Source organism: Vibrio sp. EA2, from assembly GCF_033042495.1.
Taxonomy (GTDB): Bacteria; Pseudomonadota; Gammaproteobacteria; order Enterobacterales; family Vibrionaceae; genus Vibrio.
In genome coordinates this window covers 67602-91944 of the sequence record NZ_JAWLID010000008.1, presented here as the reverse complement: position 1 = coordinate 91944, position 24343 = coordinate 67602, and the positions used below count along the sequence as shown (strand labels likewise).

The following is a 24343-nucleotide window of genomic DNA, read 5'->3' as shown; positions in this document are numbered from 1 at the left end:
ACAAATTACGACATTGAACCAAGCAAAATCATTGAAAGAACAAGTTGCCGCATCAGTGGTAAAGAAGGCACAAGAAGCCCCAAAAACTGCTCTCGCACCATTCGTTATGTCACAACCTATATCGATGGCCAACCATATGGTGAAACGCACTATTTTGATACCTCCGGAAACTCCTATTTCGAAGGATTAACGGCGCTCTAGAAGGCATAGCCTCCCTTAAAAGGGCCGAGAGTGTATTAAGACCCTGTCTGAATGTAGGAATGATTGCTCAAACATTACACGTTCATCTTAACGTATTCTTTTGGAGTTACTCCCATGATTCTTTTAAACATAGATATAAACGCCGACGAACTGGAATAACCAAGCTCGAGGGCAATGGTTTCGATGCTACCCCCCAGTTCTAATCGATCCATGGCTTTAAGCACTTTAAGTTTTTGCTTCCACTCTGTTAGCGACATTCCCAACTCTTTGTTGCTCTTACGCATTAAAGTACGCTCAGTAACGTAAACATGGGCTGCCAGCGATTTAATGGGGATGTCTTGATCTAGATTATTTTCGATGTAGGTGAGGACTCTAGATAACATTGCATCTTCAGTCGAAGGTAAAAAGCTCTCAATGGAATTAGACTGCTTAAGTTGATCGTAGATAACTCGGATTAATCGGGTTTGCTCTTCTGAGTAGGGCGATGAAGGTACAAATTTTTTTAAATGCTCAAGTGCCGAACGAACCAATGGTGTGACTTGCAGAGCACATACTCTGTTTGGTAATGCGCAGGCGAAACTCTTCTCGATATATAACGAGCAGTGAGTTGCCTCATATTGATTGGAACCTTGGTGCTCGATTCCAGGCGGAAGCCAAATCCCATACTGCGATGGCGCTAAGTAGGTCCGTCGACCAATTCTCACTTCCATAACGCCATTGTAAGAATAGACAAACTCCCCCCAAGGATGGCTGTGGTTTGGATAACTTGAGTTAGCAGGCACTTGTGCAACACGAAAATACATCGGCTCTGGGGTATGGCTTTTAAAAGGAGCCAAACTGCAATTTTTTATCATAGACCAAAGTGTCACTTCTGCGCGGTTACATGTCAGTTTTGAACTATATGTTTTGAATGCGTCATGGGCAATATAAATATTAACAACTATCGGGAGAAGACAAACAATCATGCAACAACGAAAACCTATCGATGCCACCTCTTTCTCACTTATGGTCATCTTTTGTATGATCATGGGAGGCCAGCAAGTCGCAATTAAAACCGTAAGTTCAGATATGGCACCCATCGTCCAACTTGCCTTGCGCTCTTTGTTCGCAGCCGTTTTGATCCTAACGTACATGCGTCTTAAGAAAGAACGTTTTGCCTCTGAATCGGGCGCAAAAAAATATGGAGTTCTGGCGGGGGTGTTTTTCGCGTTGGAGTTTTTCTTATTGGGGGAAGCACTGACTCGAACAACCGCAGCACACGCCGTAGTGTTTTTATATAGCTCACCCATTTTCACCGCTTTAATTCTTCATCTATTTATTCCATCAGAAAGAATGTCTTTGGCTCAGTGGGTGGGGATTCTGATTGCTTTTTCCGGTATAGGTGTCATTTTCTGGGTACCGAGCTCAACGGTTACCTCAAGTACTTTCATCGGAGATATTCTTGCTTTTATTGCTGCCTTAGCTTGGTCGTTGACGACAGTGATTGTTCGATGCACTTCACTCGCAAAAGTACCTGCGAAGCAAGTGGTCTTTTATCAGCTCATCGTTGGTTTCGTTCTATTAGCAGTGGCTGCTACCGTAACCCAACAGTGGCATTTCAATTCGACACCTATGGTGTGGAGTAACTTGTTGTTCCAATCGGTGGCCGTGTCATTTGTTGCCTTTTTAATGTGGTTTTGGCTACTAAGTCGCTATCAAGCATCACAAATTGGGATTCTCTCATTTATAACCCCTTTGTTTGGTGTGGTCTTTGGCTACATATTGCTTGGAGAGCACTTAGATAGACAATTCCTGGTAGGCTCGACATTAATTCTTTCTGGTATCTTTGTTGTCAATAGCACTAGCTGGGCATTAAGAAGAATTCATCATTTGCAACAAGCTAAAGGATGAAACTTCTTCGATAGTTCTAGGTAAGTTCGCTAGTATGCTTGAATTTATTTAGATGTCGGAGAGTAATTAAGAGCTTTTCACAAATACATAATAGATTTTCACAACTTTTTATCATTCCCGTAAATAAACTTTAAGGGTGAAGTTTGGAATGGATAATCAACAGTTCTTAGCAATCTTTCTACAGAATTCTGATAACACATTCTTTTTTGATTATTAACTATATTGTGGAAAACAGTGAAAAAATTACCCTACCCTAGCAGATTTATAATTTCAGTATGCCTTTGTTCTATAGTGACTTTTTCTAACATTTACTGGTTGCAGCCGTTATTACCAGTATTACAGCAGGAGTTTCAGATCAGTTCATTATCTGCAAACCTAGCAATGTCAGCACCTCTGTTTGGTATGGGGTTGGGGTTACTTATTTTTGCCAGTTGGTCTGATTCTGTTGGTCGCTGTAAAATTTTACTCGGGGGAACCGCTATCGGGTTAATCATGTCTTTGGCCTTACCTCTCGTCCACAATTACCCATTGTTTTTATCTTTCCGTTTTCTACAGGGAATGTTTTTATCGGTATGCCCGGCATTAGCAGTGCCTTTACTAGGCGAAGAGTTAAGAAAAAGCTGGTTACCTAGTGCTGTTGGTTACTATGTAGCATCCAATACTATTGGTGGAATAAGCAGTCGTTTACTCGGAGGCATAAGCTCTGAATACCTTAATGGATGGGCTAACGCTGGTTACGTTATCGCTGGTATTAGTCTGATCCTCTTTGTCATTATTTATTTACTGCTGCCTCCACAAAAGCATTTTAAAGCTCAGCCTTTCAAACTTGGGCAATGTATTAAAGCTTATGGACAACATCTGAAAAAACCTCAGTTAGTAATGCTCTATTTATTAATTGGCTTAGCATTCGGTACTTTTGTTAACCTCTCCAGCTATTTAATGATTGTTCTGGGTGACCTCCCGTACAACCTTCCAAGTGATATTCGTAGCTTGATGTTTTTAACATTGTTAGGAGGAACAACAAGTTCATTACTTGCCGGTAAGTTTGCAAAAAAACACAGTCAAATATCCGGGGTTGTAATGGGTATTAGTATTATGCTCGTGGCTAACTTCATAATGAGTTGGTCAAATATGTACACGATGATAGTTGGTATGATCATGGTATCGATTGGCTTCTTTTTCGTTCACGCTCAGGCCAGTACATTAATTGGGAAAAGTGTTACCAAAGCTAAAGGCAGTGCACAAGGTCTATACAGTCTCTTTTATTATTCCGGAGCCAGTCTGGGAGTTTTCTATCTCGAACCTTTTTATCAGTACTGGGGATGGCAAGGTATATTAGGAGCAACAAGAGTAGCATTAGGTGCCTGCATTCTTCTTACAGTCCTTTATCAGTGGATTGGTTCTTATTCAAACCACCGCTCACATGCCCTTTCATAAGGGCTTTGTGAGAGTTGTACATTCTAATGGGATAGGACGTGCAACTCTCTCATATTGCTCGATAGAATTGCGGTAACATTGACTCCGCGTTTCACAAATTGGATTCTGTTATAAGTCATTATAATTAACCGACCCAGTTAGCCATAAGTAAAGCACCAAGCATCGTCGAGAGCATTAATAATGTTCTTCTGCTCTTGTTCCAATAAGTCGTATAGAACATATATATGGCTTTTAACTCCCGCACTAAAACAACTTTAGGTACTTTTCTTGTTGCACCTTAATTGTGCAATGCACCTATTTAAAAATAGGCCTTTGATTTCTTCAAGCTACTGCACTGTTCAAATAACCCCCTAATAATTCGAATAAACAATAAGTTAAATTATTTTCATATTTAAGCCAATATTGGCATGAATATAGCTTCCCTGTTTCACGATTGTTATGTACTACATAAGGTGAATAGATATGTTGTCGGAAATGCTAAAGAGTGATTATTCTGTCTGCAAACCTAAGCCGGCCGAGTTAATCACCCTAACTACCGATATCGACGACCACGCGCACGATCATCTGCAAATTGTGATTGGAATACACGGGACAGTAGAGTTTGATATCAGTGGCAGCGGTAACCGTATATTGCCTGGACAGGGCTGTATCATCACAGAAAGCTCTGACCATGCGTTTGGAGGAGTTAAGTCACCTTCAGATATATTTGTGCTCAATTTAATCGCACAAACTGAAACGAATAAGGCTGTCCTGCAAGAAATAAACGAACTAGCAGACAATAATTACTACTTTCAGATAGACAGCCAGCTACGCCAGTTAATCAAACTACTCACCACAGAAATCGCGTCCCACCCTGACGACTACCTGCTTGGTCAGAGCTGCAACAACACTATCATTGCGCTATTAAATAGACACATTCAGATTTTTCAGTCACAGAAGCGCTCACGTCGATTAGATATTGAGGCGATTGATCGCTATATCGAGCAACATATAAATAACATGATATCGGTAAGCCAATTGGCAGGCAGCGTATTTCTGAGTGAAAGCCAGTTCCATCACCAGTTTAAAGAAAGCATCGGCTTAACGCCCCATCAGTATGTACTGCAGAAACGAATCGAATATGCTAAAAGCTTAATGGAACACGGCTCTTTTAGTCTCAGTCACGTCGCCCACCTCGCTGGGTTTTCAGGCCACAGTACCTTTACGCACGCTTTCTCTAAGCAAGTTGGTGTTTCCCCGTCACAATACAGAAAAAGCTACTTATCATAGTGAATCATACCTCCATAAGTGGTTGCTAAAATCGCAGCCACTTTTGGATAAGTCCCCTTCTAATCCTTCGTTCACAACACTTTTTCGCTAGCTTTCTACAAACCTTCAAGAGTTTTCAGCAAGTTTTTATCGCTATCATTCATACACTGGTTACTAAGTTCAAAAGAACATGGATGAGGTAACTAAAATGTTAAAAGCAAACGAACTGCTGGGCGCAGGGATGACAGAAAAGCCCCTTGATGAATTGGAAGCGATTATTTCATCGCTTTATATGCCTGATGAAACTAAAGTTTTGCAGGAGCTCATTCCTCTGGCGACCCCGTCAAAATCAGAAAAGACTGAAATGGAGCAACAAGCGAATCAGCTGATTCGCGCAATTCGTGCCGATAAAACATCAATTCAAATGATTGATGCACTGCTACTGGAATACAGCTTAGATACACACGAAGGTATCTTACTGATGTGCCTCGCCGAAGCTTTGATGCGAATCCCAGATGCAGAAACAGCCGATGCACTAATCCGTGATAAGTTAGCCATTGCAGACTGGAAGTCCCACCTTAAAGGCAACAATTCTGCTTTCGTCAACGCTTCTACATGGGGCCTGATGCTGACAGGAAAAATCTGTAACTTAGAACAGGTAGAGTCGACCACACCGGTTAAAGCGATTTCAAAACTTGTCAATAAACTGTCTGAACCGATGATTCGTCTGGCGATGAACCAAGCGATGGCGATTCTTGGCCGACAGTTTGTTCTGGGTCGCACTATCCCGGAAGCACAGAAAAATGGGAAACCACAGCAAGAAATAGGCTTTGATTTTTCGTTTGATATGCTCGGTGAAGCCGCACTGACAAGTAACGATGCCAAAAAATACTTTCAGGATTACATGTCGGCGATCGAAACGATTGGTAAGCAGGAAAAGCATGAAGGCCACCTTCCTTCCATCTCAATGAAGTTGTCTGCGCTACACCCACGTTACGAGGTAGCAAACGAAGAGCGAGTTATGGACGAACTCTTCTCCACCCTGCTTACGTTGGCAAAAAGAGCCCGAGAGCTTGAAGTTCCTCTGACTATTGACGCAGAAGAGATGGACCGTCTTGAACTGTCGTTACGACTTTTCAAAAAACTCTACCAACACCCGGTAATAAAAGGCTGGGGACAGTTCGGCCTTGTTGTACAAACATACGCTAAACGTGCGCTTCCGGTATTCGCCTGGTTGAACCGACTGGCTGAAGATCAGGGCGATATGATTCCTGTAAGGTTAGTGAAAGGCGCGTATTGGGACAGTGAGATCAAATTGGCCCAGCAAGGTGGCTATGACAATTATTCAGTGTTTACCCATAAGGAAGGGACAGATGTCTCTTATCTGGCTTGCGCTCGATTTGTTCTGAGTAAAGAAGTTAACCGCAATCTTTACCCTCAGTTTGCCAGTCACAATGCTCAAACCGTTACCGCAATTGCAGTTATGGGTAAAGAGAGCCAGTATGAATTCCAGCGCCTGCATGGTATGGGTGAAGCGCTGTATAACCACGTGATGAAAAAATACGGCTCTAATGTACGTATTTACGCTCCGGTAGGAAGCCACAAAGATCTCCTTCCTTATTTGGTACGCCGCCTGCTAGAAAACGGAGCAAACAGTTCTTTTGTGCACCGTCTTGTTGACCCAAGCTGCCCACCAGAGCTGCTAACTCAACACCCTGTTGAACAATTACTTAAAAAGCCGTCTTTTGACAATAAAGCGATACCTTTACCCCCTGATATTTTCCCTGATAGAAAGAACTCGACCGGAATCAATATCGATATTGATAGCGAACGCGAGCCTTTTGAAACCGATGTCGCGGTACATATGGAAAAAGAGTGGACGGCCGCCCCGATTATCGGTGGCAAATCCTTGTATGAAAATTTAGTTGCATCAGGTTCAGACGAAGTTACTGTTACCGCGCCCTATGACCGAACAATTAAAGCAGGCAGTGTCATCTATGCGAGCAAAGCGCATGTTGAACAAGCGATTGAGTCAGCATCAGCGGCATTTCCAGCCTGGCAGCGTACCCCGGTAGAGGAAAGAGCAAGTCACTTAAACTTATTGGCGGATTTACTTGAGCTAAATATGGCTGAACTGGTAGCTATCTGTCATAAAGAAGCAGGTAAAACTATCCATGATGCAATAGATGAAGTTCGTGAAGCCGTCGATTTTTGCCGCTTTTATGCGAATCAAAAGCACGTATTTTTGACGTCAAATACTGCCGGTTTCAACGGCGAGGTTCAAACCGTGAGCCGTCATGGTCGCGGCGTATTCGCGTGTATTAGTCCATGGAACTTCCCTCTGGCTATTTTCCTGGGGCAAGTAACTGCTGCGCTAATGGCAGGTAATACCGTCATTGCGAAACCCGCAGAGCAAACATCGCTTATCGCCGCGAAAGCGACTGAATTGATCAAACAGGCAGGCTTCCCGGATGGTGTTTTCCAGCTGTTACCCGGAACAGGAGCAGAAGTAGGCAACACCCTGACTTCTGATACAAGAATCGCAGGCGTGGCCTTTACGGGATCAACACAGACTGCGATGCGAATAAATCAGTCACTGTGCAAAAGATCTGTGGAACCCGTACCTCTGATTGCTGAGACGGGCGGACAAAATGCCATGATCGTCGACAGTACTGCCCTGCCCGAACAGGTTGTAAGAGACGTACTTCGCTCGGCATTTGCATCCGCAGGTCAACGCTGCTCTGCATTGCGTGTTTTATGTATTCAGGAAGATATCGCGGACCACATCATCGAAGTGATATCAGGTGCGATGGATGAACTGTCGGTTGGGCTACCCTACCTACACGAAACAGACGTGGGCCCTGTAATTGATAGCCAAGCCAAAAATAAACTACTGAGCCACATCGACCAGATGAACAAAACACAACGCCTGGTTAAACAGCTTCCACTGAATGCTCAATGTGAAAAAGGCGATTTCGTCACTCCAACCGCGTTCGAAATCTCCAACTTATCGATTCTGAAAGAGGAGAACTTCGGCCCTATTCTGCATATCGTTCGCTTCAAAGCGAATCAACTTCCGCAACTGGTGGCAGAGATTAACGCGATGGGCTATGGGCTAACACTTGGCATACACAGCCGAAATGAGACCACTTACAGATGGATTGAGAAACATGCCAGGGTTGGCAACTGTTATATCAACCGAGACCAAGTGGGTGCGGTAGTCGGCGTTCAGCCATTTGGTGGTCAAGGTTTGTCCGGTACAGGGCCTAAAGCTGGAGGCCCGAACTATCTGTATAGATTCACACAAGTGAAGTATGACCCTATTAGCTCATCATCAAACAAACAAGGAGAGTGAAGATGAAACCTCTATTAGATATTTATAGCGCCTCTTCTTCTGCATTTGGGCAATGGAGTTTAACGGATTTTACGCTAAGAAAAGAGAAACTGGTTGGTTTAGGAAGTCAGTTGCCAAAAGCACTACAAAACGTATTGCAGTACCACCTCACTCACGCCGAATTATCCATTGCTTCGACGCAGTCATTGGTGAGTCCAACTGGAGAGACGAATGAACTCTATACCCAAGGCCGGGGAGTAAGCGTTTTACTAATCGATTCGGATGAAGCAAATAGCCAAATGGCCTTTATGGCAATGGTGACAGCCCTTCTGGCGACAGGTAACAGCGTGATCATCTGCAGTAATAATCTATGGGTAAAAGATGCCTTGCAAGAATATCAATATCAGCAGCTCTTGCCTGAAGGCCTAGTGAGCCTCATCCCTAAGGATGGCTATCATGAGTTAATTACCCACGACATACGAAGCTTCGTTTTCATCGGTAACGCTTCTGAGACGGTTGAAATAAATGAAGCGCTATCAATGCGTCCAAATGCAATTACTAGTCTAGTCGCAGAAACCGACCTTGAAGCGCTTCTTCATTCAAAAGATCCAATGCTTGCATTGCGTTTTATCACTGAAAAAGTACGTTCCATTAATATCACTGCCATTGGTGGTAACGCGACTTTACTCGAACTTGGCAACACGACCCATTAATCATTTCAGCGCTTTCAGAAAAACTAACAAAGAGAGCGCTTACCCACTATCATGGAGGATAGTATTATGACAGACGACGCCTTCGCCATAACGTCAACGTTTATTAGTTATCTAATTGTAATGCTTGCCATTGGTTTCATGGCTTACTTACGTACATCAAATTCCAGTGATTACTTCTTGGGCGGGCGCACATTAGGTCCCTGGCCTGCTGCTCTTTCTGCCGGAGCCTCTGACATGAGTGGTTGGTTGCTTCTAGGTCTACCTGGTTATGCCTACGCTGCAGGGATTGAATCTATCTGGCTCGCTGCAGGTCTGCTGGGAGGCACATGGATAAACTGGCTAATTAGCTCGAAACGGTTAAGAACATACAGTATTACAACGGAATCACTAACCATCCCCGACTACCTCTCCCGCCGTTTTCACGATAAATCTAAATTGATTCAGACCATTTCTGCGTTTTTTATCCTACTGTTCTTCCTCTTTTACACCAGTTCTGGCCTTGTCGCAGGAGGAAAATTGTTCGAAACGGTCTTTGGACTAGACTATACATACGCTGTCACACTTGGCGCGATTTGCGTCATTTCATACACGCTTTTTGGTGGTTTTCTTGCTGTTTCATGGACAGACTTGGTACAGGGACTTCTTATGGCTGCAGCGTTGATGGTTGTGCCAATTGCAGCGATGAACGGCAGCTTTTCACAAATGGAATACGATCTTGCCTCTATCAACCCTGAACTACTCACTTTGTGGAACAACACGTCTGGGGAGCCTTTAAGTGCAATTACCATTGTTTCACTTATGGCCTGGGGATTAGGTTACTTTGGCCAGCCGCATATTCTGGCTCGCTTTAAAGCAGCACGTTCAAATAAGGATCTGACTACCGCGCGCCGCATTGCGGTAACCTGGACCTTTTTCTCAATGATAGGTGCAATCCTTGTAGGCCTGGTGGGCCTGCTTTATCAGGCGAATACCGTTGGCACACCTTTAGCCGACAGTGAAAAAATATTCATGGTACTGGTCAACGTAACCTTCCATCCGGTGATGGCGGGTATCCTTCTGGCTGCAATTTTAGCCGCAGTGATGAGTACTGCCGACTCTCAGCTCTTGGTGTCATCGTCGGCATTGGCAGAGGACTTCTACAAACAGATATTTAAGCCAGATGCCACATCAGAAGACGTTGTGAAAATTGGTCGGCTTGCTGTGGTTGCGATTTCAATATTGGCGCTATTATTGGCGCTTAGTCCAGACAGCTCTGTTCTTGGTCTCGTTTCTTACGCGTGGGCAGGTTTTGGCGCGGCATTTGGTCCTGTTATTGTGCTCAGTTTGTATTGGCCACGAATGAACAGAAACGGCGCACTCGCAGGCATTATTGTCGGCGGCGTCACTGTCGTCATTTGGAAACAGCTAACTGGCGGTTGGTTTGACGTCTATGAAATTGTGCCAGGATTTATCTTATCTACGTTAGCCTGCGTATCTATGAGCATACTAACAAAACAACCGCATGAAGCCGTCGTCGAGCAGCATGAAACCTATAAGCGACTACTCGTAGAACTAGATTAATATCGCGCAAAAACATCCAAATAATGTTCATTATTTTTAATACCGCTTGTATTTAAACAAGCGGCATTTTTTATTTCCTAATCCCCATATTTCTACAAATACACAAGAGTTTTCTGCAAGTTTTTATCCCCGCTATCCATAAAATTAAGGCTCAGCTCAACAGTAAATTCTAACGACACAATTACATTTTTAGGTAAAGAATATGATGAAAGGAAGCAGTGCAGTTCGACAAGAAGAAGACTTGCTCGGAGTCAGGGACATTCCCAATGACGCTTATTATGGTATTCACACATTAAGAGCATCTGAAAACTTCAAAATATCAGCCGAAAAAATATCAGACATGCCTGATCTTATCTATGGCCTTGTTTGTACGAAAAAAGCGGCGGCAATCGCGAATATGGAACTTGGCTCCTTACCAACCGCTATAGGTGAACATATCGTCAAAGCCTGCGACGAGATCTTAGGCAATGACAGTTGGCTAGATCAATTCATCACCGATGCGTACCAAGGCGGGGCGGGAACGTCGATTAATATGAATGTCAATGAAGTCGTCGCCAACGTTGCACTTGAGCTGATGGGGAACAAAAAAGGCGATTATCATAAACTAAGCCCTAACGATCATGTGAATATGGGCCAGTCGACCAATTGTGCTTACCCTACCGGATTAAGAATTGCTCTTTATAAACGCGTAGAAACACTCATTCGATCTGTCGAATATTTAAAGCTCGAATTGAAAGAAAAAAGTCTTAGATACTATGACGTAATAAAAATGGGGCGAACTCAGCTTCAGGATGCGGTTCCTATGACTGTTGGCCAGGAGTTTATGGCCTTTAGCACCTTATTAAATGAAGAGATTAAAAACCTTCGTTACTCAACCAAGCTGCTTCTTGAAGTTAACTTAGGTGGTACTGCGATTGGTACGGGTTTAAATACAGCCGACGGGTTTCAGGAGCTCGCAGTAAAACACTTGGCTGATCTTACCGGCTATGACTGTACACTTGCAGAAAACTTAATTGAAGCGACCTCAGACTGCGGTGCATACGTCACTGTCCATAGCGCATTAAAACGCTTAGCGATAAAGCTATCTAAAATATGTAATGACCTTAGGCTGCTCTCTTCTGGCCCAAGAGCGGGATTAAACGAAATCAATTTGCCTCAAGTTCAGGCTGGCTCATCGATTATGCCCGCCAAAGTCAATCCCGTAATTCCAGAAGTGGTGAATCAAGTTTGCTTTAAGGTCATAGGTAACGATACGACCGTCACTCTAGCGGCCGAAGCAGGACAGCTTCAATTGAATGTAATGGAACCTGTGATCTGCCAGTCGTTATTTGAATCTATCAACCTGCTCGATAACTCGTGTATTTCTCTTGCAAACAAATGCGTGAAAGGCATTACGGTCAATAAAGAAGTTTGTGAAAACTATGTACTAAACTCCGTCGGCTTAGTGACCTACTTAAATCCATATATTGGCCATCATTTAGGTGATGCTGTAGGTAAAGCCTGTATTGAAACCGGACGTAACGTAAAAGAGGTGGTCATAGAGAAAAACTTATTAACTGAAGCGCAAATCAATGAAATATTTTCCATGAATAACCTCATTTACCCGAAATATAAGGCAACCATTACTCAAGCATAATCAGTATAAATAAATTTCTTTAATTCTGATTAATTGCTTTTCGGTATTATACCCTTCGTCATCGCTGCCAATTTTTCTAGTTTCAGTGAAGTATTCGAAAAAGCTGGGTATCACAAAGTCTGCATAGGGAAAGCATTGCCAGATTGAAGGAGCATTAGACACCAAACTATAGGATCGTACTATGTCAATTAAGCCTGATAGTTGGTGCTGTTTCTTACCTCTAAAGCAATTAATATTCATTTTTCAGGGAGCACAAGCTCCCTTTCTATTTAACAGTATATGAAATAGCTATTGGTTGAAATTAGTCACCAAACCTATATCTTCAAACCTTCTCAGGTATGTTACACAATGTGACTCCTACCACAGATAGTCCTCCCGCGAAAATCAAAACATTTGTCATTTCTTCGCCAAGAAACAAGCTTCCAGTCAATACTCCTGTGACGGGTGTTAGCGCTAAAAAGACGCTGGCTCTGGTAGCACCAATAGATTCAACTCCCATGTAATACCAAGCGTACGCTATTGCTGAACCAAAAATACCTAAATAGCCGAGACTAAGGAGATCATTCACGCTTAACTCTTGAATAAATTCTGAGTTAAATTGTCCAGTTAGCAAAGTAACCGTCAATAGTATCACTGCACCTGTTATAACAGAGTAAACAATAGTAAAAAACGAGCCGATACTTTGTATCAGACTTCTACCTAGTAAGGTGAATGCTACCCAACTCAAAACACACCCTAGAATATACAAGTCTCCGATATTTGTGGTCATGATCTCATTTAATGAGGATGATTTAGTTACAATAACGAGCATTGCGCCACTCAAGCTTAACGCTATACCTACCGTTTTATTTTTAGTGAGCCTTTCTTTATAGAGGCACACCGATGCTATTGCGATAATTGCGGGGCTTAGCGTCATAATTAACGAAGCTCGCGATGCGCTTACCGTTTGCAGGCCTGAAAAGAAAAACAGGTTATAGGCGAACACACCACAAGTACCAAGGATGATCAACATGCACCCTTGCTTCAACGTTACCTTAATAAACCCTTTGCCGCTCACTATCAAAAACAAGCATAACGTCAGGCTTGCAAGAGCGAACCGAATTGAAGATGACATCAAAGGTGTAATTTCTGGATTAAGCATTCTCCCCGCAACGAGTGTTCCCCCCCAAACCATTGCGACAAACGCTAATTGTAAACAACTAACCAGTGGCGACCGTGTTTGTACTGCAAGTAAGTCGTCATTAGGAGCGAACTCATAACTTTCCGTACGATTATTCATAATATCCATCCACATTAATCAGCTAAACATCGTTCATTTTTGATATGATAATTTATATGTATCCTCACAAGGAAATGAGTATTTACTCATAGCTATTTATGACTTTTTCCCAACTCAAAATCTTTTCAATTCTTGCTAACTGTTCAAGTTTTACTAGCGCATCACAACAACTTAGCATTTCACAGTCTGGGGTCTCTCATGCGATTAAAACATTGGAAGATGAGTTAGGAGTTAAGCTGTTTTTACGAAATCAGAGTCGCATTGAGCTTACCTACGTTGGAATGCGATTATTAGAGAGAGCACGCACTATCTTGAGCCTGGAGGCAACGATGCGCCAAGAAGCGACGGGCGTGAAACAGATGAAACAAGGAACGGTCAAAATCGGCGCTTTTGACCCTGGTTCAACCATTCATATTTTGCCAAGTATTTTAGAAGCGTATCGTGAAAAGTACCCAAACATTGATGTTTTTGTTGAAGAAGGGTCGAACAAGCAAATTCACCAATGGCTCATTGAACGCCGTATCGATATCGGTATTCTGCAGCTACCTCAACCCGAGCACGATGCATTCCATTTATTGACCGACAGATTAGTAGCCCTTGTTCCCAAACATCATGCATTAGCCAAAGAGCCAAAGGTGTGTCTTAAAGCACTATGTAAAGAGCCGATGGTATTAGCTGAAGTAGGCTCTCCCGAGCTTGTCACTCAATTATTGAGTTCTCAGAACCTCAAACCTCAAATTCAATATCGCACCTCTCAACTGATTAGCACGCTTGATATTGTTGCTAGAGGCGAAGCCGTATCTATTGTTGCCGCTTCAGATTTACCCAAGTCAGTGATGATGGATGTCGTACAGAAACCGCTAACACCAACACTAGAACGACAGATTGGTATGGTCGTAATTAATGAACAGCAGACCAGTCCTGCTGTAAAAGCATTTCTAACTCTGGCTAAAAAGAAAGTTACGAGTGACGTTATGAATAGCTAGTGAGTAAGCAGACACCGTTTAGTTGCATAGTCACAGATATTAGTAATATTAGGGCAAATGTCGATATTCAGTAACGTCATGATTAATAAGTCTAAATTGAAATGGGAATTTCTGTATTACATGCCCCATCAACGCGCCTCTGGACAAAAGTGAGCCAGTGGCTTTACTAATTGAGAAACTCATGAATAACTGTAGGTATTGAAAAGAGAGTTGTGGACAGCTAGTGCTATCAGTAGACTTACGCTAGCTAGAACGCCTAACTTTGGTTGCGCATTAAACATGAACCTTAGATTATGCTAACGCAAAATCGATATTTAATTTGATGGAGATAGATAATGAAAGGTAGTTGGGCTTACTTTTTTCCGTACTTTGCTGGAGCTTTTAAGCTTATTATATTAGGTATTGGAGGCTATTTAGCAATTAAATGGCATTTTGATGAAGAGGCGAGGGTCAGGGAAGAAGAAGGCATTGTATTTGATAGGTCAAGCTACATGAAAAAGATGGCAATGATACTAGTCTTTATCGTCACTCTAGTAATTCTAGTGATTTATGCTACCAACTGGTTTCTCGACTGACGGGCTTTATTAGTAAGATTAATGTTTAGTGTATTCAAATAGTGTGCTCACACTGTTAAGAAGCTTGACCGATAAAATAGGTCAATCAAGAAACAAAATGTTGTCACAACTTTTAAGCTTTGAATTGGTAAGTGCAATAGTGCCAACCACACTTACCAAAAAATATAGCCAAGTAATGGGGCAATCAATACAGTAACCATTCCTGCTATCATCATTGCTATGCTAGCAATGACTCCCTCAGTGTTGCCAAACTGAAATGCTTTCGCAGTGCCAGCTCCATGAGCTGATGCTCCCAAACTCACCCCTTTACCCAGTCGAGAACGAATAGACAATACCGTCAATATAGACTCCCCCACTACCATACCTATGACTCCACTCATTACCACGAATAATGCGGTTAAGTCGATTTGCCCACCAATTAATTTGGATGCTTCAACAGCAAAAGGGGTTGTTATTGAACGCATAGCTAAACTTCGTTGAAGCATTTCAGATAAATCAAATAACCGAGCTAGCATCACTGTACTTGTGACAGCCACGATGACTGAGATGGATACGCCAACCACCATAGATAACCAATGTCGTCGGATCAGCTCACGGTTATCATACACCGGTATAGAAAATGCCACCGTTGCCGGGCCTAGCATCCACATTAGCCAATGAGAATCTTCCATGTATGAGTTATAAGGAATTTTGAACACCACCACCATAATGATTAATAAAACCGGAGCGAGAAATAATGGCATTAACAAAATATTTTGCTTGCGTCGGTAAAAATACTTGCTGAAATAATAAAATATTAGTGTCATAACCAAACAAAAAAGACCGACTCCGTATTGCCCCCATACCTCCATTTAAGACTCCATATCTTTTGCTAAAAGGCTCTGATTACAACTTCGTTTGCGGCGCGCAAGCTTTAGCTCAAATCGATAAACTCGGTCAATGACTAACGCCGTAGCTGCAATAACAATAATGGTACTACTCAGCAACACCGCAAAAATTTTCAGCCCCTGATGTACGACTAAAGATTGGTAATTCACAATGGCCACCACTGCAGGTACAAAAAAAAGTAACATTTCCGCCAGCAGCCAAGTTGCCCCATCACGCAACCAATTAACATTAACGACTCGAGCCGACAAAAGCAGCAAAAGCAATAACATCCCCGTTACATTAGCAGGTATGGGTAAATGAAACTGTCTGACTAAATAATCTCCTGCCAGCCATATCAGTGACAAACCAACTATCTGTAAAACAGTAAGAAAGCACCTTACCATGACCCACCTCGCATCATATCTTTGAACGTCATCACATTATAGAGACCACTACGACCTTCATAAAATGAATTATAATTATTAAAAGTATGCCAATATGGAATGATAGGGTTTTAGTTAGGATTTTTGAGGTTCCCAAATGGATATAAAAGCTTTACGTTACTTTGTAACATTGATTCAACATCAAAGCTTCACGCGTGCTTCAGAAGCTCTATTTGTTACTCAACCAACCATCAGCAAGATGATTAGAAACTTAGAACAATCGTTAAACCAGCCACTGATTCAGCGGGATGGAAGAAGATTTTGGTTAACCGATGCAGGGGAAATCGTTTACGCAAGAGCATTACAAGTAATTGATACGATGGAACAACTTAATGCTGAGCTGGATGATTTGAATCATCTAGAGAGAGGTCATCTTCGCTTGGGAATTCCACCTATGGTTGGGCATCTCTATGCGGGAATAATACGTCGCTATAAACAACTGTATCCTAAAGTAGAATTAACCATCTTAGAGTATGGGGGAAGAAAGATAGAGCAAGCTTTAATAAATGGCGAAATGGATGTTGCGATCACTATGTTACCGACGCATACCGATCATGCAATTACATTTCTACCTTTGGATAGGTACCAAATACAAGCGATTGTACCAAATAATGCCAAGTGGCAGAACAACGACTTGGTTTCTTGGCATGATATAAGAGATGAACCCTTCTATATGTATACTAAAGACTTCACTCTCAGCGAATATATCCTTCAGCGTTGCCACCAAGCCGGATATACCCCTCAGATTTCAGCACGAAGTAGTCAATGGGACTTTTTAGTTGCACTAGTCAAAAATGGCAGTGGCATTACCTTTCTTCCACAGCCACTATGCCACCGAATCCTCGACACGGAAGTTTTGGTAAAAACCATTTCAACCTCAATGGACTGGCGGCTAGGCCTCATTTGGCATTCAGAGCGGTATATCCCAAAAACAGCGACAGCTTGGATCGAGCTATGTAAACAAGAAAAAGCGATCCAAACAAATAAAACACCTATCCTTTAAACTAAAGAAATGAATATTATATACCCAAATGACTTCAAGATGCAGATTTCGGAGCCCTATCACTGATACTAGTTCAAGGGATATAATGCATCGGAATAGTAAGCTCTTTTCAAGTTATTTGACGCAGAAATTGTGTAAGTGTCACGCTCCCGAAGGACGAATTGTCTTGACTCACAGCCTTTGTTAACGCTTTTTGATTTATAACCACTAGATCTGCATATCATTGCCGCGCCTGAGAGCCAAGTCATTCTCGCTAAACCAAGCATCTCGAGGTTATATTCGTATAGTAGATAAGGCGTTGAGAACTCTACCCAGTAAATTAGAACAACTCGATATCAAGCACACATCCACTAGTTAAATTATCTATATGTAATCAAATGGTAATTCAAGCCACCAGAGAATTGACAATAGTTGGAATGACCTGTTCGTGAAACCTCAAGCAACCTAATACTTGCTGTCTATTTCAAGGACTTTTATCTTTTTATCCTTAGATCTAGCACCTAGCTCACACTACAAGAATGAAATTTAAGTTTCACAAACAATATCAATTGAAATAAAAAATCCAAAATATATACTAACGATAGGCTCTAGTATAAACAACTCTACACTTTTGTTTGTATCCGAACATATAACAACTTAGTTGTATGTATCACAACGTTTAAAGGCATAATCACTGTAACAGTATAGTCTGTATCTAAAATACTATGTTTTTTAAACAGTTACCCTTGAAGTTAAAAATATAAAGCCTAATAACACTCTTTGGCTTAAGTAAGACAATGTTGAACTACGTGTTTGACTTTAGGACCGGTATACATTGAGAGGTATCCGCGTTGTTCATGAAAGCACTAAAAGTCTAAATTTATCAATTCTTAGGATATGCAAATACACTAGTTAAACTTCCACCTAATACAAGGACTTCCTTATGTTAAAAGCTCTACATGGCATTTCCACTAAAAGCTGTAATGTTATTACTGACGCCCGCATTGCGCATGACATTGGTTATGATTGCTTAGAAATCCTAGGCGATAAGCTTATTAGCTACCAAGATAACGGCGGTACAAACAAAAAATTGAAGGACGTCATTGATGGCTATGGTTTAAGTGCTGGTTGTATCAATGCCCTTCTTTCTATAGAACGGCATCAAGACGTAGAACGTAAGCAAATGCTCGAAGAAGCAAGACGACTAACACAAGCGGCCGCCGAACTTGACTGTCCAACGGTACAAATACTTGCGTTAAATGGCATTGACCATCTTCCTGATGATCAAATCATGGATATTATGACAGAGAACATCGGTTCAATTGCTGACATCGGAAAAGAATATGGCGTCCGCTACCAAATAGAAGTCATTGCTTTTACTAAGTTCCGCACTCTAGAACAGGGGCTTGAAGTGATTCGTCGCTTAGGTCGTGACAACGTTGGTATGGTCATTGATTTTTGGCATTTATGGGCAACAGGGTCTAAACCAGAAGACATCGCAAAATTAGATAAAAACCTCATCTATGGTGTTCACTTCTGTGACGGTCGATTACCATATGAAGGCGAAGGTTGGGATCAACTCGTTCAGCGTGGTTATATGCCGGGAGAAGGTGATATCGATATTCAAGCTTGGGTCGATGCAGTTAAGGCTACGGGTTATGATGGCATGTGGTCAGCAGAACTACTGAGTCCGAAGCACTGGGAATATGACTTATACGATATTGCCCAACAGTGTTTTGATAATATGAAAAAGTATATCGGTTAATGTTCTAGCTTAATCGTATTTAAAACAATCTTGCCGTGAAAACTAAGTGCCCAGTTTTCACGGTTTTTTATACATTGTATTTAACTCAGTTTTCTTTATATATTTTCTCGACAATAACTATCGATAAATATAGATTCAGAACTTAATGTAGAGCCATCATCCACTGTTGACTTATATACGACTTTAAATAGTTGCTCAACCAGTTGTTCTTTTCTCGTTGATAATACAGTGTGAACGAAACCTTCGTTCAAAGCGTTTCTTGTTACATCAGTCAGTTCATGACAAACCGTAAAGATTTCTTTTTCACTTCGATGGTTTTTTAACGCTTCAATCACACCTTCACTCCCTCCTCCCGCACAATAAATAGCTGAAAGATCCGGGTTACAAACAAGAAGCTCTTCTACTGACTCTATAGCAAGAGAGTAATTTTCAAGACTCATTGTTGACTCGATCACTTGAGTATCAGGAGCATATTCGTCAAAATAAGAATGGAAGCCGATCATATACCTAGATTGACACTGGAACCGTTTACTTCCAGATATAATGCCAACCGAGCCATTATCATTAGCCATATGATGAATATACCAGGCAGCAAGCCTCCCCATTACATTAGGGTTTATACCAAGATGATATATCTGTTCATTAGTATTTAACTGACTAAGTAACGACACGATATTTACACCACTGCTAGCGAGTTTATCTATGGCTTCTATAATTAGGGGGTGTTCAGGAGCAACAACTGCAATAGTGTCATACGAACCTGATATTCGATAGAGTAGCGTCGTATAAGTTAAATGGTTTAAGTCGTCCAAATAAAATATCTTCACCTTACAACGTGGAAACTTATCGTACGCCTCATTTTGAATGCTTTCACCCAACACTTTATAAAAATGCTGTTTTTGGGAAAGAAGTATTACCGCAAGATTTTTCTCTAGATAGGTGTCATTTAAGGCCGTTTCGACCAACCGAGTTGCTCTAAACCCAAGCTCCTCCGCAGAGGCTAATACTTTTTCTATTGTTTGACGTCTAACCGTAGAACGTCTATTGAGTACCCTATCAACCGTTGCGGTACTGACACCTGCATGCATAGCAAGATCAGCTATTGTGACTCTTTTATTGGGTGCATTCTTCTTCATTAAATATCTTTATTAAGAGTGGTTATAAGGGTAACTCTTCACTACCGTTGAAATGATATTGAGTCAAACATCCACTTTTATGCAACTAGCTTCATCATGCAGAGAGGTAGCAGGAAATATTGCCCAAACCATACTAAAAATCCACTGGATAATCATGAAAAAAATAGCGCTAAGGTTTCAATAATTTTAGCGCTAAATATCGATAATTGTTAGTTATGTTTATGCATTATTCGTTAATATGTGCTCTTCCATTTTTTCTAACGAAACGCCCTTAGTTTCTGGCAGGAAGCGAACAATAAAGAAATAAGACATCGCCATACTCAAAGCAAAGAACCACATAGGGAACGCACCATTGAAATGCTCATTTAACCAAGCGTTATCGTTCATAATTGGGAACAAAAGTCCGACAAAGAAGTTACTAATCCATAAACTTCCTATAGCAAATGACATGCCTAACGAACGCATTCTATTTGGAAAAACTTCCGAAACTACAATCCACGCGCCCAAGCTCCAAGAAAAAGCGAAACAAATCATAAAGACCATCATCCCGAACAACGTCCAGTAGCCCATTTGAATTGCAGCTTCGCCCACTAGACCATTTGATTGATAGATGAAGTACGATGTGAGTAATAGGCCAATTGTCGCGCCAATAGAACCAGCCTTAAGAAGAGGAACACGACCCACTTTATCCATCAATAAAGAACCAATTGATGTACCGATAAGTTGAATAACACCAACCCAGATGGTTAGGAATAAAGAAATTTCTGCATTTCCTGTTACTTTTTCTAAAACAACAGGTGCAAAGTACATCATGACGTTTACACCACTGGCTTGCTGAAAAATCGCAATGGCTGATGCAAGAAAGACAAAAAACCAAAAATGTTTCTCACGTACTACGGACTGCTTGCTGTCGGCTTGCTTGCTGACGCGTTCATCAACGATTGATTCTTGAATAGTAACAAGCTTTTCTTTCGCTTTTTCCGCGTTAAATATACGAGTAAGAATTTTCTCAGCTTTCGCCATCTCTCCTTTCATAACTAACCAACGAGGAGATTCAGGAATAATCAAGGAAGCAACAAGAAATAACATACAAGGAATAACTTCTGAACCGAGCATCACCCTCCAGCCAGTATCAACTAACCATGTTTCAGCCATACCTTTAGCGATTAAGTAGTTGACAATAAATATTACCACTTGACCACCAACAATGGCGAAATTTTGCATGCTTAGCGCTCGACCACGAACGATTTTTGGCGAAACTTCCGATATATACATAGGAGAGATGGAAGAAGCTAACCCGACAGCGAGTCCTCCGATCATACGAAATACAATGAACCAAAAGAAGGTGTCAGCAAGTGCAGATCCAACAGCAGAAACTGTGAACAAAATTGCCGCAAAAATTAGTGATCGCTTACGACCGTATTTAGCGCCAATTCTACCCGATGCTAACGCACCGATAATACAGCCAATAGCGACATTAGATACTGCCCATCCGACACCGAATGAGTCGAGTTGAAAGTATTGTTTTATCGGTCCGATAGCCCCAGAAATAACGGCAGTATCATAACCAAATAATAAGCCGCCCAGTGCAGCAATACTACAAATTAATAATACGTACCTAACGTTGTACTCTTGTGATATAACAGGCTTTGATACATCGCTTATTGCAGACATACATCCTCCTTGAAAGATCAAGCTTTTTAATTTTTAAAATTGGATTCGGTTAGCTCCACTCACTTTATTTAGGTGATAAGTGCAACTCGTTCTATATTGTATTCAGCTCAATTGACAACCTTATATGTCAGAGTCAATGCGTGGTATTACCGATAACTGGTTGGCTGTTCAGCTATCGATAGCGATTACTTCTGACTAGGTTGCTTTGTCCTTACACATTCTTACATCATAGTGAAACATTAATTTTACTCAATAAACATAATGAAAACATCTGTTCACAAAACAAATCTAAGCGATAAACCATAATGAGACCGTGACATGGGTCTCATAACAATTCATTAACAACCTTTCACATCAATACCATCAACAATTACATCTTAAAAATGATGTAGGCCATCATTTTTAATTAAAACTTTAACTATCAGATAATTAAGAAATTTTTATTGAGGGGCATAGACCTAAAAAGTACTAAATACCGTCATTTTTACGCTATAGATGCTAAGGTTTTGTTAAACATCAAATCAGAGACAAGTGAACAACTTCGCTCTCAAATGGAAGCAATCTGGCAGATAAAATGATACTACACATTGTAGTTAACAATGTGCTTTATTACGGTATAAGTCACTAGTTGGTATAATTGTGAAATTTATGTTTCAAATTAAATTATATGTAGAATATATATCATCAAAAGTGATGTTGTGCACTCTAACGTTACCTTTGGTTTCCCAAACTAATAAAAATAAAGACTTCGCCGCCAAGTTCATCACCATTTGAGTAGAGATAAAATACGAGTTAATTACTGCTTCCTCATAGGAAGAAAGCTAAAATTACCTAGACGCAAAACGTAGTGCTCGGACAAAATATTCCGTACTAAATCAGCAAGCGCTATAGAAACTAAAACGAGGTGAGTTTGGATTTAGACAATCGCTTAGAGGGAGATAGTTATATAGAATAACCAGGCAAAATCTGGCCTATGATTGATTCAGGGAAAAAAGATGCTCAATGAAACCCTCGCCATGTCATGGGGTTCCAAAGAGCATCTTAAATTTTTTAATTATTTGCTTTATCTAACTAGTAACTCACGTTCTAATCTTTCTCTTGCTTCCACCGCTTGTACATCCATTTTCTCTGGAAAACCAAAGTAAGAAACACAAGCGATGGTGTCACCACCAACTGCTGGCTTTTTGTTTGCGAAATCCATGTCTCTCATGGTTTGGAAAAGTGTTGGGAAATCCACGTCCCCTTCGCCCATGGCTAAGTGCTGATGAATTGCGACATCTGCACGGCCTTGATTATTCAACCAAGGCGGGTTTGCGATATATCGACAGTCCAAAGTTTGATTAAACGTATCGGCAAACAAAACATGAGTCATGTCGTCGCCGGCGTATTCCATCATTGAACGAACATCACCCTTACCTTGATCATAGAAGAAACCGTGAGGTGCCGAATAAACGTATTTTAAATTGTCTGAACGATAGGATTTAACCATATCGCAGGTTTCGTTGTTCAGTTCACAAAAATCCCATGGGTGAGATTGCACTTCAACACGGATCCCTTCTCTCTCAAACAATGGCAAGAGCTCATCCATTGAACGGAACCACATGCCGTTACAAATTTCTTGCTGGTTAGGATCACCTGACAACTCAGTATTAATTACCTCAACACCCATGTTGACAGCGATTTCTACCATTCTTCGCCAGTTAGCGACTGCGTGTTTACGTTGCTCTTCCGTAGGGCCAGACCAACGGTATACGGTAATGAAAGAAGAAATTTCTACGCCGGCTTGAGCCAATGCTTTTCTATATTCAGTTTCACACTCACGAGACATAAGCGGGTGTTTATAAAAAGGATTGATTCGGGGATGAGGTGACTGCTCGATATACTTATAGCCCCAATCAGCGACTTTATGAACCATATCGGGAATACTCATTTGTTTTGCTAGCACATCAACATCAAACGCTATTTTCATTTTATAAACTCCATTCTTTTGGAACAAAAATTTCAATCATACCTGACTTACACTCTACGGTACATTTACTTCATTACTGCTCGACTTTTTTGTTTGGGCAATACTGTAAATCCTTCGTTTTTAGTGTTCTAAATCGGATTCGGTTGCCCTATGTTGTTAGGTTTAGGGTAGTACTATATTCACATTTACTTGGAACTCTATGAGTACAGAATTATCGTTTCTGATTCAGCAATACAATTATTATAGATAATATAAATTTCATTTAAACAATTAATTGAAATTTATATTTCACTATGAGATATGGATCATACTCATATCAATTTAAACAGAGTTCGAGCAAATCAAACTTCCATCCACAAACAGTATGAGCCCCAAGCTAGTCCCAAAATCCACATCTTTTTTAGTTTGTCCGATTGACCTTAGAGTTATTCTATAGTTTAAGCTTTGCTCAAGATTGGCGTTCAATCTTAAATAGTCTTGTATAGCACTACACAGACGAACTCACGTTGGCAAAAATAATCGTGATACCTCTTAGCGATTTCAGCCATACTCACGACACGTCTCAAAACTCAAGCTATAACGTCATTACCAATTAGCTTAGGATATACCACCGAGTGGGGATTATATCCTAAGCAACCAGCTTTCATT

The 24343-nt window shown here is 41.2% G+C and carries 18 protein-coding genes and 1 pseudogene; 12 read left to right on the top strand and 7 right to left on the bottom strand.

The window, feature by feature from the left end; translation table 11 throughout:
• Positions 1–275: 275 nt before the first annotated feature.
• Positions 276–1055: a helix-turn-helix transcriptional regulator gene (locus tag RXX31_RS16370; RefSeq protein WP_317590679.1), complete on the bottom strand. Its 780-nt coding sequence runs from the start codon at positions 1053–1055 to the stop codon at positions 276–278.
• Between the two features lie 109 nt (positions 1056–1164).
• Between RXX31_RS16370 and RXX31_RS16365 the strand changes: the two genes are divergently transcribed.
• The 7 genes from RXX31_RS16365 (at position 1165) to aspA (ending at position 12019) form a co-directional block, all read left to right on the top strand.
• Positions 1165–2091: a DMT family transporter gene (locus RXX31_RS16365; protein WP_317590678.1), complete on the top strand. Its 927-nt coding sequence runs from the start codon at positions 1165–1167 to the stop codon at positions 2089–2091.
• A 234-nt stretch (positions 2092–2325) separates the two neighbouring features.
• Positions 2326–3528 (top strand): MFS transporter, encoded by a 1203-nt coding sequence (locus tag RXX31_RS16360; RefSeq protein ID WP_317590677.1) that lies wholly within the window; start codon positions 2326–2328, stop codon positions 3526–3528.
• Between the two features lie 462 nt (positions 3529–3990).
• The gene (locus tag RXX31_RS16355) at positions 3991–4797 is read left to right on the top strand and encodes an AraC family transcriptional regulator (RefSeq protein ID WP_317590676.1); all 807 of its coding nucleotides are present in this window, start codon (positions 3991–3993) and stop codon (positions 4795–4797) included.
• A gap of 187 nt (positions 4798–4984) precedes the next feature.
• Positions 4985–8131: a bifunctional proline dehydrogenase/L-glutamate gamma-semialdehyde dehydrogenase PutA gene (gene putA, locus RXX31_RS16350; RefSeq protein ID WP_317590675.1), complete on the top strand. Its 3147-nt coding sequence runs from the start codon at positions 4985–4987 to the stop codon at positions 8129–8131.
• 2 nt (positions 8132–8133) lie between these two features.
• Positions 8134–8823: a 1-pyrroline-5-carboxylate dehydrogenase gene (locus tag RXX31_RS16345; protein WP_317590674.1), complete on the top strand. Its 690-nt coding sequence runs from the start codon at positions 8134–8136 to the stop codon at positions 8821–8823.
• 66 nt (positions 8824–8889) lie between these two features.
• The gene (putP, locus tag RXX31_RS16340; RefSeq protein WP_317590673.1) at positions 8890–10383 is read left to right on the top strand and encodes a sodium/proline symporter PutP; all 1494 of its coding nucleotides are present in this window, start codon (positions 8890–8892) and stop codon (positions 10381–10383) included.
• A gap of 202 nt (positions 10384–10585) precedes the next feature.
• Positions 10586–12019, top strand: coding sequence for an aspartate ammonia-lyase (gene aspA, locus RXX31_RS16335; RefSeq protein WP_317590672.1), 1434 nt, complete (start codon positions 10586–10588; stop codon positions 12017–12019).
• 322 nt (positions 12020–12341) lie between these two features.
• Here aspA and RXX31_RS16330 read toward each other — a convergent pair whose 3' ends face one another.
• Positions 12342–13298: a DMT family transporter gene (locus RXX31_RS16330; RefSeq protein ID WP_317590671.1), complete on the bottom strand. Its 957-nt coding sequence runs from the start codon at positions 13296–13298 to the stop codon at positions 12342–12344.
• A gap of 98 nt (positions 13299–13396) precedes the next feature.
• On the opposite strand from RXX31_RS16330, the pseudogene RXX31_RS24845 reads away from it, so the two are divergent.
• From RXX31_RS24845 to RXX31_RS16320, 3 genes and pseudogenes are all read left to right on the top strand, one after another.
• Positions 13397–13567: pseudogene (locus RXX31_RS24845) on the top strand (LysR family transcriptional regulator); the annotation flags it as partial.
• 60 nt (positions 13568–13627) lie between these two features.
• Positions 13628–14284, top strand: a complete 657-nt coding sequence (locus RXX31_RS16325; RefSeq protein ID WP_317590670.1) for a LysR family transcriptional regulator substrate-binding protein — start codon at positions 13628–13630, stop codon at positions 14282–14284.
• A 335-nt stretch (positions 14285–14619) separates the two neighbouring features.
• Positions 14620–14859, top strand: a complete 240-nt coding sequence (locus RXX31_RS16320) for a hypothetical protein (RefSeq protein ID WP_317590669.1) — start codon at positions 14620–14622, stop codon at positions 14857–14859.
• Positions 14860–15011: 152 nt separating this feature from the next.
• Here the strand turns inward: RXX31_RS16320 and RXX31_RS16315 are convergent, their stop codons facing one another.
• Both RXX31_RS16315 and RXX31_RS16310 read right to left on the bottom strand, forming a co-directional pair.
• Positions 15012–15710 (bottom strand): LrgB family protein, encoded by a 699-nt coding sequence (locus tag RXX31_RS16315; RefSeq protein ID WP_317590668.1) that lies wholly within the window; start codon positions 15708–15710, stop codon positions 15012–15014.
• The gene (locus RXX31_RS16310; RefSeq protein ID WP_317590667.1) at positions 15711–16130 is read right to left on the bottom strand and encodes a CidA/LrgA family protein; all 420 of its coding nucleotides are present in this window, start codon (positions 16128–16130) and stop codon (positions 15711–15713) included.
• A gap of 136 nt (positions 16131–16266) precedes the next feature.
• On the opposite strand from RXX31_RS16310, the gene RXX31_RS16305 reads away from it, so the two are divergent.
• Together RXX31_RS16305 and RXX31_RS16300 are read left to right on the top strand one after the other, a co-directional pair.
• Positions 16267–17172, top strand: a complete 906-nt coding sequence (locus tag RXX31_RS16305; protein ID WP_317590666.1) for a LysR family transcriptional regulator — start codon at positions 16267–16269, stop codon at positions 17170–17172.
• Positions 17173–18094: 922 nt separating this feature from the next.
• Positions 18095–18916 carry a sugar phosphate isomerase/epimerase family protein gene (locus RXX31_RS16300; RefSeq protein WP_317590664.1) on the top strand — a complete coding sequence of 274 codons (822 nt, stop codon included), beginning with the start codon at positions 18095–18097 and terminating at the stop codon, positions 18914–18916.
• A gap of 95 nt (positions 18917–19011) precedes the next feature.
• Here the strand turns inward: RXX31_RS16300 and RXX31_RS16295 are convergent, their stop codons facing one another.
• From RXX31_RS16295 to RXX31_RS16285, 3 genes are all read right to left on the bottom strand, one after another.
• Positions 19012–20052 (bottom strand): LacI family DNA-binding transcriptional regulator, encoded by a 1041-nt coding sequence (locus tag RXX31_RS16295; protein ID WP_317590662.1) that lies wholly within the window; start codon positions 20050–20052, stop codon positions 19012–19014.
• 219 nt (positions 20053–20271) lie between these two features.
• On the bottom strand, positions 20272–21726 hold the full coding sequence (locus RXX31_RS16290; RefSeq protein WP_317590661.1) for a sugar porter family MFS transporter: 1455 nt from the start codon (positions 21724–21726) through the stop codon (positions 20272–20274).
• Positions 21727–22789: 1063 nt separating this feature from the next.
• Positions 22790–23695, bottom strand: a complete 906-nt coding sequence (locus tag RXX31_RS16285) for a sugar phosphate isomerase/epimerase (RefSeq protein ID WP_317590659.1) — start codon at positions 23693–23695, stop codon at positions 22790–22792.
• Between the last annotated feature and the right edge of the window lie 648 nt (positions 23696–24343).

Excerpts from the sequence above, each read along its gene's own strand:
- RXX31_RS16370 (WP_317590679.1), bottom strand. The coding sequence starts at position 1,055 with ATGATAAAAAATTGCAGTTTGGCTCCTTTTAAAAGCCATACCCCAGAG.
- RXX31_RS16365 (WP_317590678.1), top strand. The coding sequence starts at position 1,165 with ATGCAACAACGAAAACCTATCGATGCCACCTCTTTCTCACTTATGGTC.
- RXX31_RS16355 (WP_317590676.1), top strand. The coding sequence starts at position 3,991 with ATGTTGTCGGAAATGCTAAAGAGTGATTATTCTGTCTGCAAACCTAAG.
- putA (WP_317590675.1), top strand. The coding sequence starts at position 4,985 with ATGTTAAAAGCAAACGAACTGCTGGGCGCAGGGATGACAGAAAAGCCC.
- RXX31_RS16345 (WP_317590674.1), top strand. The coding sequence starts at position 8,134 with ATGAAACCTCTATTAGATATTTATAGCGCCTCTTCTTCTGCATTTGGG.
- putP (WP_317590673.1), top strand. The coding sequence starts at position 8,890 with ATGACAGACGACGCCTTCGCCATAACGTCAACGTTTATTAGTTATCTA.
- aspA (WP_317590672.1), top strand. The coding sequence starts at position 10,586 with ATGATGAAAGGAAGCAGTGCAGTTCGACAAGAAGAAGACTTGCTCGGA.
- RXX31_RS16330 (WP_317590671.1), bottom strand. The coding sequence starts at position 13,298 with ATGAATAATCGTACGGAAAGTTATGAGTTCGCTCCTAATGACGACTTA.
- RXX31_RS16325 (WP_317590670.1), top strand. The coding sequence starts at position 13,628 with ATGCGCCAAGAAGCGACGGGCGTGAAACAGATGAAACAAGGAACGGTC.
- RXX31_RS16320 (WP_317590669.1), top strand. The coding sequence starts at position 14,620 with ATGAAAGGTAGTTGGGCTTACTTTTTTCCGTACTTTGCTGGAGCTTTT.
- RXX31_RS16315 (WP_317590668.1), bottom strand. The coding sequence starts at position 15,710 with ATGGAGGTATGGGGGCAATACGGAGTCGGTCTTTTTTGTTTGGTTATG.
- RXX31_RS16310 (WP_317590667.1), bottom strand. The coding sequence starts at position 16,130 with ATGGTAAGGTGCTTTCTTACTGTTTTACAGATAGTTGGTTTGTCACTG.
- RXX31_RS16305 (WP_317590666.1), top strand. The coding sequence starts at position 16,267 with ATGGATATAAAAGCTTTACGTTACTTTGTAACATTGATTCAACATCAA.
- RXX31_RS16300 (WP_317590664.1), top strand. The coding sequence starts at position 18,095 with ATGTTAAAAGCTCTACATGGCATTTCCACTAAAAGCTGTAATGTTATT.
- RXX31_RS16295 (WP_317590662.1), bottom strand. The coding sequence starts at position 20,052 with ATGAAGAAGAATGCACCCAATAAAAGAGTCACAATAGCTGATCTTGCT.
- RXX31_RS16290 (WP_317590661.1), bottom strand. The coding sequence starts at position 21,726 with ATGTCTGCAATAAGCGATGTATCAAAGCCTGTTATATCACAAGAGTAC.
- RXX31_RS16285 (WP_317590659.1), bottom strand. The coding sequence starts at position 23,695 with ATGAAAATAGCGTTTGATGTTGATGTGCTAGCAAAACAAATGAGTATT.